This window comes from Plasticicumulans acidivorans (genome assembly GCF_003182095.1).
Lineage (GTDB): Bacteria > Pseudomonadota > Gammaproteobacteria > Competibacterales > Competibacteraceae > Plasticicumulans > Plasticicumulans acidivorans.
Map to the genome: position 1 here is coordinate 214,421 of NZ_QGTJ01000005.1, position 11,955 is coordinate 226,375.

The 11,955-nt window shown below is 65.6% G+C and carries 12 protein-coding genes; 7 read left to right on the top strand and 5 right to left on the bottom strand.

Annotated features, from left to right (window positions below; genetic code table 11):
* Window positions 1-59: 59 nt before the first annotated feature.
* Both C7443_RS10435 and hemW read right to left on the bottom strand, forming a co-directional pair.
* Window positions 60-1,826 carry an asparagine synthetase B family protein gene (locus C7443_RS10435; RefSeq protein WP_170123578.1) on the bottom strand — a complete coding sequence of 589 codons (1,767 nt, stop codon included), beginning with the start codon at window positions 1,824-1,826 and terminating at the stop codon, window positions 60-62.
* A gap of 52 nt (window positions 1,827-1,878) precedes the next feature.
* The gene (gene hemW, locus C7443_RS10440) at window positions 1,879-3,042 is read right to left on the bottom strand and encodes a radical SAM family heme chaperone HemW (protein ID WP_110018545.1); all 1,164 of its coding nucleotides are present in this window, start codon (window positions 3,040-3,042) and stop codon (window positions 1,879-1,881) included.
* A gap of 167 nt (window positions 3,043-3,209) precedes the next feature.
* On the opposite strand from hemW, the gene C7443_RS10445 reads away from it, so the two are divergent.
* Window positions 3,210-3,713 (top strand): hypothetical protein, encoded by a 504-nt coding sequence (locus tag C7443_RS10445; RefSeq protein WP_110018546.1) that lies wholly within the window; start codon window positions 3,210-3,212, stop codon window positions 3,711-3,713.
* Between the two features lie 10 nt (window positions 3,714-3,723).
* On the opposite strand, the gene rdgB is transcribed toward C7443_RS10445, so the two are convergent.
* Complete coding sequence (rdgB, locus tag C7443_RS10450; RefSeq protein WP_110018547.1) at window positions 3,724-4,341, bottom strand: RdgB/HAM1 family non-canonical purine NTP pyrophosphatase; 618 nt, start codon at window positions 4,339-4,341, stop codon at window positions 3,724-3,726.
* Window positions 4,342-4,423: 82 nt separating this feature from the next.
* Complete coding sequence (gene rph, locus C7443_RS10455) at window positions 4,424-5,146, bottom strand: ribonuclease PH (RefSeq protein ID WP_110018548.1); 723 nt, start codon at window positions 5,144-5,146, stop codon at window positions 4,424-4,426.
* A 139-nt stretch (window positions 5,147-5,285) separates the two neighbouring features.
* Here rph and C7443_RS10460 point away from each other — a divergent pair, with 139 nt between their 5' ends.
* The 5 genes from C7443_RS10460 (at window position 5,286) to C7443_RS10480 (ending at window position 9,853) form a co-directional block, all read left to right on the top strand.
* On the top strand, window positions 5,286-6,140 hold the full coding sequence (locus C7443_RS10460) for a YicC/YloC family endoribonuclease (protein WP_246004612.1): 855 nt from the start codon (window positions 5,286-5,288) through the stop codon (window positions 6,138-6,140).
* An 8-nt stretch (window positions 6,141-6,148) separates the two neighbouring features.
* Window positions 6,149-6,766, top strand: coding sequence for a guanylate kinase (gene gmk / locus C7443_RS10465; RefSeq protein WP_110018550.1), 618 nt, complete (start codon window positions 6,149-6,151; stop codon window positions 6,764-6,766).
* Between the two features lie 108 nt (window positions 6,767-6,874).
* Entirely contained in the window at window positions 6,875-7,186 is a 312-nt protein-coding gene (gene rpoZ, locus C7443_RS10470) for a DNA-directed RNA polymerase subunit omega (RefSeq protein WP_110018551.1), read from the top strand.
* A 117-nt stretch (window positions 7,187-7,303) separates the two neighbouring features.
* Window positions 7,304-9,427 (top strand): bifunctional GTP diphosphokinase/guanosine-3',5'-bis pyrophosphate 3'-pyrophosphohydrolase, encoded by a 2,124-nt coding sequence (spoT, locus tag C7443_RS10475; protein WP_425467078.1) that lies wholly within the window; start codon window positions 7,304-7,306, stop codon window positions 9,425-9,427.
* Window positions 9,428-9,472: 45 nt separating this feature from the next.
* Window positions 9,473-9,853, top strand: a complete 381-nt coding sequence (locus tag C7443_RS10480) for a RidA family protein (RefSeq protein ID WP_110018552.1) — start codon at window positions 9,473-9,475, stop codon at window positions 9,851-9,853.
* 72 nt (window positions 9,854-9,925) lie between these two features.
* Here the strand turns inward: C7443_RS10480 and dksA are convergent, their stop codons facing one another.
* Window positions 9,926-10,348, bottom strand: a complete 423-nt coding sequence (gene dksA / locus C7443_RS10485) for an RNA polymerase-binding protein DksA (protein ID WP_110018553.1) — start codon at window positions 10,346-10,348, stop codon at window positions 9,926-9,928.
* A gap of 167 nt (window positions 10,349-10,515) precedes the next feature.
* Here dksA and C7443_RS10490 point away from each other — a divergent pair, with 167 nt between their 5' ends.
* The gene (locus C7443_RS10490) at window positions 10,516-11,877 is read left to right on the top strand and encodes a class II 3-deoxy-7-phosphoheptulonate synthase (protein ID WP_110018554.1); all 1,362 of its coding nucleotides are present in this window, start codon (window positions 10,516-10,518) and stop codon (window positions 11,875-11,877) included.
* Window positions 11,878-11,955 lie beyond the last annotated feature (78 nt).

The window sequence follows — 11,955 nt, forward strand, 5'->3', positions numbered from 1 at the left end:
CGACCGAGGGGGGCCAGAATGCCTGGCTGGAGGGAGCCCTCTTCAGTCGATCGGCCGTTTCATTCGCTGCGGGGCGTAAAGGGGTGGGGCAAACCCTGTAGCGCGAGCTCCATCGTACAGATCCGATTGAGGACGTCCGCGTCACGAACGGCCTCGGGTTTGAAAAACTCGCGCATGGCCGGCAGCGCTGGATCGAGTCCCTCGGCGAGCCTGGCGGCCTGCAGCCATTCATCCGTGAGGCGCGGCGCACGCCATTGCTGCACCCGGTAGCTCCAGCGCCGCAACCACGGTGGCCGCTGAAAGGTTGCCTGCATTTTCAGCCGATAGCGCAGCGACGGTCCTTGGGTCGGTACGTAGCCGTAGGCACTCGGGTAGCGGGCCAGCGCAGGGCTGATCCGTTCGATGATTTTGGCTTCCAGTACGCCATAATTTTTCTGGCTCAGCGGGATGGCTTCGGTGCCACGCATGATTGTGGCTTCCATGAACGGGAACAGCAGCGGGCCGAAGCGCTGATTCAGGCCCACGTCGCGAGCCGTCCAGTAGCGGGCTCGATGCAGCGGATAGAGCGCTTCCAGTTCGATGCGGCTGAAGCGTTTCTGTCCGTCATGGCCGAGCGCTTTGCTCAGGTCCAGTGCCATGGCCGACTCGTAGGCCTGTAGGTCGAACGCCGGTGTGATGGTGCGGGGATCGATGCGTGAGTAAAACGACCAGACCAGCTCGACAGGGCGGTAGGTGCGTTCGGGCAGGTAAAAGAAGTTGCGGAAAATTTCACCGGCAGAGCCGTTGAGGACCGAGACGCCACGTGGCGCGCGAACGAGACGGTCTTCGGCATCGACGCCGGAGTCGAACAGACCATCGTTTTTCCAACCATCGAAGCGAACCCAGGCCCGTTCGATGCGTGCCGCGCTTGCCGGCGGTGCCTGCTGGCTTTTATCGACGTGTTCGAGCTCCAGCCCTTCACCGCGGGCGATGGCTTTGGCGACCTGCACGTCGTCGTCGTTGTCGCGGCCGTACACGTAGATCTGCGGGGTCAGACCGGCATCAAGCAGCAGCGCCAGCATCAGGCGCGAGTCATAGCCACCGGACAGCGCGGTACGAAACTGGCCGCCACCGCAGGCATAAACACGAAACAGGGCACGCAGGCGGGCGGCGTAGTCCTCGGCCGTTTCATCGAGCGAACGGGCGGGCGCGGGCTGGCAGTCGAGCACGGCTTCTTCCGCCAGCAGCTCCACCGACTGGCCGAAGCGCAGCAGACTGCCGCAGCGCAGCTGGTGGATATCGCGCAGAAACGTGCGCGTGCCGTAAGTCGCCCCGTTCCAGGCGTACTCGTATACCCCCTGCGGATCAGCCTGGGGGTGATCCGGCAGCGTCTGGCGGATCGCCGTAAAACTGCTGGACCAGTGATGCCGTTCGCCGTCGTGGTAGACCTTGTAAGCTCCCAGGGCGTCGGTGGCGAGATACAGCTGCCCGAACTTGTGAATGAGCACGGCAAAGTGCCCGCGGCATTCCGACCACGGAAACCGGCGGCCGTCGAAATCCTCGAGCAGTCGTTCAAGCGCGGTGTCAGTCGCAGCGCCGCGATAGAACAGCACGCCGCTGCAGGCAGCGAACTCATCCGAGGAGCGTTCGAAGAGTTGTGGTGCGCTGCCGTTGAGTTTGCCGAACAGGTTCAGCCGCCAGCCGGCCGCGGTGAGATTGCGGCGCTCGGTAAAACCATGCCGCTGATGCGCGGCGAGCCAGGGCGCACCGAGCGCATCGGCGCCGGTGTCGCGCGAAAGCATGAACAGACCCACGGGTAGCCTCCATCCGCCGTGCAGAGCCGGCACTATCGGCATTGACCGGCGGTGCTGCAACCGTGCCCGCGCTGCTGTTGCGACCTTAGGGGCTGTCGATGAACAGCTGCAGCAAATCGTTGAGGAACTGCAGGCCGCGGGGACTCGCCTGCAGCCGGGTGTGCGTGTCGAGCATCAGCTGCTGCCGGCGAGCCTGCTCCAGCGCCGGTGCGAGGGTCTCGAATGGCAAACCGCTGCGTTCGCTGAACAGGGCCGCCGGCACGCCGTCGATCAGGCGCAGCGCGTTCAGCATGAACTCGAACGGCAGCTCGGCGGGACTGACTTCGCTGTCCAGGCTCAGGCAGGATGCACGCCCGGCACTCTCCAGATACTCGCGCGGGTGTTTGTGCTTCAGCGTCCGCCGGATCGTGCCCGCTGCCGGGTCGGTGAGCTTGCCGTGGGCGCCGGCGCCGATGCCGAGGTAGTCGCCGAATTCCCAGTAATTGAGATTGTGCTGACAGCGTCGCCCCTCGCGCGCGTAGGCCGAGATTTCATACTGGGCATAGCCGCGGGCGGCCATGCGCTGCTGCGCAGCCTGCTGTATCGACCACAGCGTGTCGTCGTCCGGCAGCGTCGGCGGGTAGCGATGGAACAGCGTGTTCGGTTCGATCGTCAGCTGATAGTACGAAAGATGGGTCGGCTCAAGGTCGATGGCCGTGGCCAGATCGCGCAGCGCCTGTTCCGGTGTTTGTCCCGGCAGACCGAACATCAGGTCGAGATTGAAGTTGTCGAAGCCGGCCGCGTGGGCGCTTTCAGCGGCGCGGATCGCCGCACGGCGATCGTGGATGCGGCCGAGGGCCTGCAGCTGATCGTCATCGAAGCTCTGTACGCCGATCGACAGCCGCGTCACGCCGGCGGCGCGAAACTCGGCAAACCGTCCGGCCTCCACGGTGCCCGGATTGGCTTCCAGCGTGATCTCGATATCCGGGCGCAGCGCCAGCCGGGCGCGCAGTCCGGCGAGCAGGCGGTCGATGGCCTCGGCGCTGAACAGGCTGGGTGTGCCGCCGCCGATGAACACGCTGTCGACGCGCCGTCCCCAGACACGGGGCAGGTCGTGTTCGAGGTCGGAGAGCAGCGCATCGACATAGGCAGCCTGTGGCAGCGGCTCGGGAGATACATGCGAGTTGAAATCGCAATATGGACACTTACGTACACACCACGGCATGTGCACGTAAAGCGTGAGCGGAATCGGTGTGCTGAACTGCAGCATGGGCTTCTCCAAAGGGGCGGCCTGCAATACCGCTCCACGAATGCTTGTCATGAGGCTCGCGCGGTAGAGTTGTCTACGGCAGATACGGAAACGATGTACCGCAGGCCCCGGTGCAGGGTCAGCGCTCGGGAAAGAGCGACGATAAAACAAGAGGTGACAAACCACCGATGAACAGGAATCAAATTCTCGTCAAGACGCCAAAGGGACAGGACGAAATCCGCACCCGAGCCCACAAACTGACGCCGCGTTTGCGGCGGCTGCTGATCATGGTCGACGGACGCAGTTCTGTGACGGATACGCTGCAGCGCCTGCAGGCGCTGGGCGACGATCTCGAAGAGCAACTTGCCGAATTGCTGGCGCAGGGGTTTCTGGCCCCGGCCGGTGCCGCCGCCGCCGTTGAGCAATATGCGGGAAGCACCGTTGCTGCGGTGATTCCTCAGTTCGCCGAATTCAATCTCGACAAAGCGAAAGGGTTTGCACGCTACGTCGTCTGCGGGGCGCTCGGCCCGGTCGGTGCCCGCCGCGCTGAACGGCTCGATAGCGTCAGCAGCGTCGGTGAGCTGCGTGTGCAGCTCGACGAGCTGCGTGATGTGCTGCCCAAGCTGATGCCCAAGCGTCAGGCCGAGCAGGTCTGGAAGCAGCTCGAACCGCTGATGCTGTCGCTGCCCTGAGCCGCAACGCTCAGGGGCATGCCGCCAGCGCGGCGTGCAGTTCGGCGAGAGCCTTGCCGCGGTGGCTGAGACGCTGTTTCGCTGCCGGCGGCAGTTCTGCCGCCGTGCACTGCTGCGCCGGCAGCCAGAACAGCGGGTCGTAACCGAAACCGCCATCGCCGCGCGGATGATCGATCAACAGGCCTTCCCAGGTGCCGCAGCAGATCGTCGGCATCGGGTCCTCAGCGTGACGCATGTACACCAGCACACAGCGGTAGCGTGCCTGCCGGTGTTCCGCCGCGATGCCGCTCAGGGCCGCCAGCAGCTTGGCGTTGTTGGCGGCATCGCTGGCATTGGCGCCGGCATAACGCGCCGAATAGATGCCGGGTGCGCCCTTGAGCGCATCGACCTCGATACCGGAATCGTCGGCGATCGCCGGCAGCCCGGTGTGCAGCGCGGCGTTGCGGGCTTTGATAATGGCGTTTTCGACGAAGCTCAGGCCGGTCTCTTCGGCTTCCGGCACGGCGAACTCGGCCTGCGGCACGACCTCGATGCCGAGGTCGGCGAGGCAGCCGGACAGTTCGCGGACTTTGCCGGCATTGCCAGTGGCGAGAACGACACGACGGGAAAGCAGCGGGGTGCTGGACATGGTGACTCAGGTCGCTGACGGTGAACGGTCCGGGAACGGCTCTGGCGTGTGACGCGAACGGGCGTGCCGCGCAGGGCGGTGGTCAGTGGCGCAGGCCGAGGGCCTCGCGCTGCTTTTCGGCCAGCTCGGTGATGCCTTGGCGCGCCAGCGCCAGCATGGCTTCGAGCTCCTCCATGCGGAAGGCGTGGCCTTCGGCCGTGCCCTGCACCTCGACGAAGGCGCCGGCCTCGTTCATGACCACGTTCATGTCGGTCTCGGCTTCGGAGTCCTCGGCGTAGTCGAGGTCCAGAACCGGCACGCCGCGATAGATGCCGACCGACACGCTGGCCACCTGGCCGTGCAGCGGGTTCTTCTTCAGCGCCTTGCGTGCCAGCAGCTTGCGCACGGCATCGGCCAGCGCGACGAAGCTGCCGGTGATCGAGGCGGTGCGGGTGCCGCCGTCGGCCTGGATCACGTCGCAGTCGATGGTGATGGTGCGCTCGCCGAGTGCGGCGAGATCGACGACCGCGCGCAGGCTGCGGCCGATCAGGCGCTGGATCTCCTGCGTGCGTCCGCTCTGGCTGCCGCGCGCGGCTTCGCGGGCGCTGCGGGTATGCGTGGCGCGCGGCAGCATGCCGTACTCGGCGGTGACCCAGCCCTGACCCTTGCCCTTGAGAAATCCCGGCACCCGCTCTTCGACGCTGGCGGTGCAGATGACCTTGGTGTCGCCGAATTCGACCAGCACCGAACCTTCGGCGTGTTTGGTGAAATCGCGGGTGATACGGATGGGGCGAAGCTGATCGGGTGCACGGCCGCTTGGACGCATAACGCGATACCTTTTCAGGGGACTGCGGAAAAAGGGCGCGGAGTATAGCAGAGCCTCCGTGCCGGTTTTCCAAGCCGCGGCGAGCGCTTACCATGTTCGGCCCGACACTCAGTCAGCGAGACCCGCGATGATTCGTAGCATGACCGCTTTTGCGCGTTGCGAGCGCCAGACCGAATTGGGCGCCATCGCCTGGGAACTGCGCTCGGTCAACCACCGTTATCTCGAAGCTGCGATGCGCATGCCGGAGACGCTGCGCTCGCTGGAAATCTCTGCCCGCGAGCGTATCCAGGCACGCCTGAATCGCGGCAAGGTCGATGCCACGCTGCGTTTTTCCGCAGCGCCGAACACCGCCGGCGAACTGTCGCTGAACAGCACGCTGGCGGCGAAGCTGCTCGGTATTGCCGGCGAACTCGAAAACCTGATGGGCCCGGGCACCGGCCTGCGCCTGGCGGATGTCATGCGCTGGCCCGGCGTCGTCGTCGAAGCCGAGCAGGATCTTGAGCCGCTCAAGCGCGAAGTCCTCGAAGTCCTCGATGCGGCGCTGGCCGAGCTGATCGCCACCCGCGAGCGCGAGGGCGCCCGCACCGCAGAGATGATCCTCAGCCGCTGCGAAGCGATCAGCGCGCAGGTCGCGTTCGTGCGCAGTCGTCGTCCGGAAGTCGTGGCGCGGCTGCGCGAAAAACTCATCGGCCGTCTCGCCGAACTGCCGAACGCCGGCGATCCGGGGCGGCTCGAACAGGAAATGGTCATTGTCGCCCAGCGCATGGATGTCGAGGAGGAGCTCGACCGCCTTGATGCACACATCGCCGAGATCCGTGACGTGCTCAAGCGCAAAGAGCCGGTCGGCCGGCGGCTCGACTTCCTGATGCAGGAGCTCAACCGCGAAGCCAACACCCTGTCGTCGAAGTCGCTCGATACCGAAACCACGCGCGCCGGGGTCGAGCTCAAGGTGCTGATCGAGCAGATGCGCGAACAGATCCAGAACATCGAGTGATCCGTGCCATGAACGCAGCCGGCCAGCTCTACATCGTTGCCGCCCCGTCCGGGGCGGGCAAGACCAGTCTCGTCAAGGCGCTGCTGGCAAGCCTCGACGGCGTCGAGGTCTCGGTATCGCATACCACACGCTCCCCGCGGCCTGGCGAAACGCACGGCGTGCACTATCACTTCGTCACGCTGGACGTGTTCAGGTCGCTGGTCGGGGAGGGGCGTTTCCTTGAGCACGCGGAGGTGTTCGGCAACTGTTACGGCACCAGTCGCGATACGGTCGCCGCGCGGCTGGCAGCCGGCGTCGACGTCATCCTCGAAATCGACTGGCAGGGCGCGCGGCAGGTGCGCAGCATCTTTACCGATGCGCTCGGCGTGTTCATCGTGCCGCCGTCGCTGGCCGAGCTGCGCCGGCGCCTGACCGGCCGCGGGCAGGATGCCGCCGAAGTCATCGAGCAGCGCATGGACGAAGCGCGGGCGGAACTCTCGCACTGGCAGGAGTTCGATTATGTCGTCGTCAACGATGACTTCGCGCAGGCGCTCGATGCCCTGCGGGCGGTGTTCGTCGCCAACCGCCAGCGCCGCGAGGTGCAGGCCCGGCGGCACAGCGAGCTGTTCACACGGCTGGTCGGCTGAAGTGGCGGGCGGCGCGCAATTCGGTTGAGGGAAGCCTCTGCGCGTCGTTAAACTGCTTCTCTTTGCGCGGCATTTGCCGTAGCCCCTGATTTTTCGAGGTCGTACCCGATGGCTCGCGTCACCGTTGAAGATTGTCTGGACAAGGTGGATAACCGTTTTCAGTTGGTGCTGGTCGCCTCGCGGCGCGCGCGCCAGATCGCACTCGGCAAGATGGCGCTGGTGCCGGAAGAAAACGACAAGCCGACCGTGATCGCGCTGCGCGAACTGGCGGCCGGCCTGCTTGACCCGGCGGCGCTGCTGCGCGAGCCGATGTACAAGCCGGAACGGGAACAGCCGGTGTTTCTCGAAGAGGAAGGCGCGAATTTTTCTGAAGAGTCGGCCGCCAAGACCGCGCCGCCCGCCGACGACGCCGAGCGCTGATCCCGCCCGCTGTATCCCGCCGCGGCGGTCAGGCTCCCGGCGTCCGCCACCGTCAGGAGTGAGTACCGCATGAATTCCGTCAGCCCGCTGCCGATGACCGACTGGTCGGATGACCTGCTGGCGCGGGTCGATGAACTGGCTGCGGTCCTGAGCGGCTATCTGGACCCCGAGCAGATCGAAGCGGTACGCCGCGCCTGCCTGTTCGCCGCTGAAGCCCATCAGGGGCAGTTCCGCCGCAGCGGCGAACCCTACGTCTTTCACCCGATCGCCGTTGCCCGCATCCTCGCCGAAGTGCGTTTCGATCACGAGACGCTGATGGCGGCGGTGCTGCACGACGTCATCGAAGACACCAAGTTCGGCAAGGAGCAGGTCGCCGAGCGTTTCGGCACCGAGGTCGCCGAGCTGGTCGACGGCGTCAGCAAGCTCACGCAGATCAAGTTCAGCTCCAAGATCGAGGCGCAGGCCGAGAACTTCCGCAAGATGTTCCTCGCGATGGCGAAGGACATCCGCGTGATCATGGTCAAGCTGGCCGATCGGCTGCACAACATGCGCACGCTCGGCGCCATGCCGCCGGAAAAGCGCCGGCGCATCGCCCGCGAGACGCTGGAAATCTACGCGCCGATCGCCGGGCGTCTGGGCATGAACCATCTGCGCCTGGAGCTCGAAAAGCTCGGTTTTGCCTATCTGTTCCCGACCCGCTACCGCGTGCTCGAAGAATCGGTGCGCAAGATGCGCGGCAACCGCCGCGAAATCGTCGGCCAGCTGGAAACCCGTGTGCGCAACCGCCTGCTCGAAGATGGCATCAAGGCGCGGGTCATCGGCCGCGAGAAGCATCTCTGGGGCATCTATAAAAAGATGCGCGCCAAACGGCTGCCGCTGAAGGACGTCTACGACGTATATGCGCTGCGCATCATCGTCGACAGCGTCGATACCTGTTACCGCGCGCTCGGTCTGGTACACGGCCTGTACAAGCCGCTGATGGGGCGTTTCAAGGACTATATCGCGATCCCCAAGGCCAACGGCTACCAGTCGCTGCACACCGTGCTGTTCGGGCCGCACGGCGTGCCGATCGAAATGCAGATCCGCACCTACGACATGCATGTGATGGCCGAGGCTGGCGTCGCCGCGCACTGGCTGTACAAGTCACCCGGCGCGCAGGGCAATGCCGCGCACGCCCGCGCTCGTGAATGGTTGCAGAAGCTGCTCGACATGCAGCGTCGCGCCGGCAATTCAGTCGAATTCCTCGAAAGCGTGAAGATGGATCTCTTTCCCGACGAGGTTTACGTGTTCACGCCGCGCGGCGAGATCATCGAGCTGCCGAAAGGCGCGACGGCGGTCGATTTCGCCTACGCGATCCATTCCGACGTCGGCAACACCTGCGTCGCCGCCAAAGTCGACCGCCGCCTGGCGCCGCTGCGCACGCCGCTCGAAAACGGCCAGACCGTCGAGGTCATCATCACGCCGACGGCGCGGCCGAACCCGGCCTGGCTCGGTTTCGTTGTCACCGCCAAGGCGCGCGCCAGCATCCGCCACTACCTGAAGAACCTGCAGCGCGACGAGGCCATGCTGCTCGGCAAGCGCCTGCTGGAAAAAGCCCTGCTCGGTCAGGTCAGCTCGCTCGCCGAGCTGCCGGCCGATCGTGTCAAGGCGCTGGTCGAAGAGCTCAACGCCCCGAGCTTCGAGGACATCCTCGCCGACATCGGCCTCGGTACGCGGGTCGCGCCGCTGCTGGCCAAGCGTCTGCTGCCGAACCAGGGTGGCAATGACGCGCCGGAGGCCGAGCGTGCCGGCAAGGGCGCGCCACTGCTGATCAAGGGCTCGGAGGGCACCGTCGTCAGCTTCGGCAAGTGCTGCCGGCCGCTGCCGGGCGATGCGATCGTCGGCTATCTGACGGCCGGGCGCGGCGTCGTCGTCCACCGCGACAGCTGCAAGAACGTCGCCGACTACAAGAAAAACCCCGACAAGTGGGTCGAGGTCGAATGGGCCTCGCAGATCAATGCCGATTTCCCGGTCGAGCTGCGTCTGGATGTCTCCAACAAGCGTGGCGTGTTCGCCAGTGTCGCCGCTGCGATCGCGGAGACCGACACCAACATCGAGAATATCGCCACCACCGAGCGCGACGGCATCACGGCGACGATCAATCTGACCCTGCAGGTGCGCGATCGCGTGCAGCTGGCCCGGGTCATGAAGCGTCTGCGGGCGCTGCCGGAAGTGCTCAAGCTTTCGCGCAAGGCGTCGTGAGCCGCGCTCGCGTGGTTTTCATTCATGCGTTCAACAGGAGCTGTCATGCCCCGTGAAATCATCAGCACCGACCGCGCCCCGGCGGCGATCGGCACCTATTCCCAGGCCGTCAAGTGCGGGAGCACCGTTTATCTGTCCGGCCAGATTCCGCTCGATCCGGCGACGATGCAGCTGGTCGAGGGCATCGAGGCGCAGGTGCGCCGCGTGTTCGACAATCTGCAGGCAGTGTGTGAGGCCGCCGGCGGCAGTCTGGCCGACATCGCCAAGCTCAACATCTTCCTGACCGATCTCGGCCACTTCGCCAAGGTCAACGAGATCATGGCCGAGTACTTCACGCAGCCGTATCCGGCACGTGCGGCGATCGGTGTCGCCGCGCTGCCGCGCGCGGCGCTGGTGGAGATGGACGGCATCGTCGAGCTCGGCTGAATAAGCCCGCTCGCCAGCCCATGAAAAAGCCCCGCCGGGCGAGCGTCCGGCGGGGCTTTTTCATGCGGCGCATCAGTAGTGCGGATCGGCGACCTGTGCCTGCTGGCGTTCACGGCGTTCCTGCGCCTCGACGGTCAGCGTGGCGATCGGCCGGGCTTCCAGGCGCTTGAGGCCGATTTCCTCGCCGGTTTCCTCGCAGTAGCCGTACTCACCGTTCTCGATGCGCTTGAGCGCTTCGTCGATCTTCGTCTGCAACTTGCGATAACGGTCACGCGTGCGCAATTCGAAGCTGGTATCACTTTCGCGGTTGGCGCGGTCGGCCTCGTCGGCGACCTCGTGCGGTGCTTCGCGCATCGCGTCGATGGTCGCCTGCGCCTCGTTGAACAGCTCCTGACGCCAGCTGAGCAGCTTGCGGCGGAAGTACTCCAGCTGACGCGGATTCATGTAAGGCTCGTCGGGCGAGGGCTTGTAGTCTGCGGGCAATTCGATGGCCATGGTTTCCGGTCCTCCCCCGGTGGGACTTGTAATGTGCGTGTTCCGATCACGCTGTAAGCCGCCTTTATGGCGCTCGCTTGCGGCTTTTTCAAGGATGCGCGACTCTGCGCGGTCCCACGCGTGTGTCTGTCGTGTGACCCGCGTGCATTGCTTGAGAGGCTCGAAGCATGAGTACCATCTGGACCCCCGATAGCTGGCGTGCGTTCCCCGTGCGACAGATGCCCGAATACGCCGATCGTGAGGCGCTTGCCTCCGCTGAAGCCAGTCTGGCGAAGTATCCGCCGCTGGTGTTCGCCGGCGAAGCGCGCACGCTGCGCCGGGCGCTGGCCGAGGTTGCCGAGGGCCGTGGTTTCCTGCTGCAGGGCGGCGACTGCGCCGAGAGCTTCGCCGAGTTCCACGCTTTCAACATCCGTGACACCTTCCGCGTGCTGATGCAGATGGCGGTGGTGCTGACCTACGGTGCCGGTCTGCCGGTGGTCAAGATCGGTCGCATGGCCGGTCAGTTCGCCAAACCGCGCAGCGCCAACACCGAAACGCGCGACGGCGTCACGTTGCCGAGCTACCGCGGCGACAACATCAACGACATCGAATTCACCGCCGCGGCGCGCGAGCCCGATCCGCAGCGCCAGGTGCACGCCTATTTCCAGTCGGCGGCGACGATGAACCTGCTGCGCGCCTTTGCCCAGGGCGGCTATGCCGACCTGCACCAGGTCAACCGCTGGACTGCCGATTTCGTCGACGGCTCGCCGGCCGGCGCGCGCTACCGTGAGCTGGCCGACCACATCACCCAGGCGCTCGGCTTCATGGAGGCCTGCGGCCTGAATGCCGAGACCACGCCGCAGATCCGCGAAACCGCGTTCTACACCTCGCATGAGGCGCTGCTGCTCGGCTACGAGCAGGCGCTGACCCGGCGCGACCACCTCACCGGCGACTGGTACGACTGCTCGGCGCACATGGTCTGGATCGGCGAGCGCACGCGCCAGCCCGATGGCGCGCACATCGAGTTCTGTCGCGGCATCGGCAACCCGGTCGGCGTCAAGATCGGTCCGAAGACCACGCCTGACGAGCTGCTGCGGCTGATCGACCTGCTCAATCCGGGCAACGAGGCCGGTCGCCTGACGCTGATCACGCGCATGGGCGCCGAGACCGTCGGCGACGTGCTGCCGGCGCTGGTGCGGGCGGTGCAGCGTGAAGGGCGCAAGGTGGTCTGGTCCTGCGACCCGATGCACGGCAACACCATCACGTCGAGCACCGGCTACAAGACCCGCCCCTTCGACAAAGTGCTGGCCGAGGTGCGCGGCTTCTTCGCCGTGCACCGCGCCGAAGGCACCCACGCCGGCGGCGTGCATTTCGAGATGACCGGGCAGGACGTCACCGAGTGCACCGGCGGTGCGCAGGCGATCGACGATGCGGCGCTGGCGGCCTGCTACCGCACGCACTGCGATCCGCGCCTGAACGCCTCGCAGTCGCTCGAACTGGCCTTCCTGATCGCCGGCACGCTGAAGGATGAGCGCAAGGCGCGCGCTTGATCCTGACGCGTTCGCCCATACCCGACCGATACGGATTGTTTTAACCTTGCCGCGATTGTGCGGTGCACAAAATCCGCT